Origin of the sequence: Pseudomonas sp. P7759 (genome assembly GCF_013386445.1) — a bacterium.
In the GTDB taxonomy this organism is placed as follows: Bacteria; Pseudomonadota; Gammaproteobacteria; order Pseudomonadales; family Pseudomonadaceae; genus Aquipseudomonas; species Aquipseudomonas azotoformans_A.
The window spans coordinates 1-494 of the sequence record NZ_JACART010000150.1 but is presented as its reverse complement, the minus strand read 5'-3'; the positions used below and the strand labels follow the sequence as shown (position 1 = coordinate 494).

Annotated in this window: 1 pseudogene; it reads right to left on the bottom strand. The window is 57.5% G+C overall.

From position 1 onward, the window contains the following. Positions 1–174: 174 nt before the first annotated feature. Positions 175–494: pseudogene (locus HX823_RS31750) on the bottom strand (alcohol dehydrogenase); the annotation flags it as partial.

Here is a 494-nt window from a genome sequence, read left to right as displayed (position 1 = left end):
GCACACGAAAACGCCGCGCTGGAATCCAGAGCGGCGCGGGGGAAAAAGTCAGGATTCAGGCGTTAAACCACCGGCCTGAGCGTGGAGGAACACTACAGCTTCAGCCCTTTCAAATGGCGCATTTGCCCCACAAGGTAGGAGCGAGGAATACTCTTTTGAGAATATTCCTACACCCTAAACAGCCTCAACCTGCAACGCAACGCGCTCGCGGCACGGGCATTCATCCATGTAACGATGCGCTTCCACGAACTGATTGAACGGAAACACCGTGGTTTTCAGCGGCACCAGCACGCGGTCGGCGGTGAGTTGGTTGATATCCCGCAATGCCCGCTGCAAGGCGACCTGGTCCTGGATAATGCCCAGTTCAGGCTTACCGGTGAAGTTGCCGATACAGTGCACAAAGAACTGAATGTTCTTCTGGAACGCCGCACACGCCGGGAATGGCGTCTGGTTACCGCCCTGCAAGCCATACAGCACCAGGCTGCCGCGCGGCG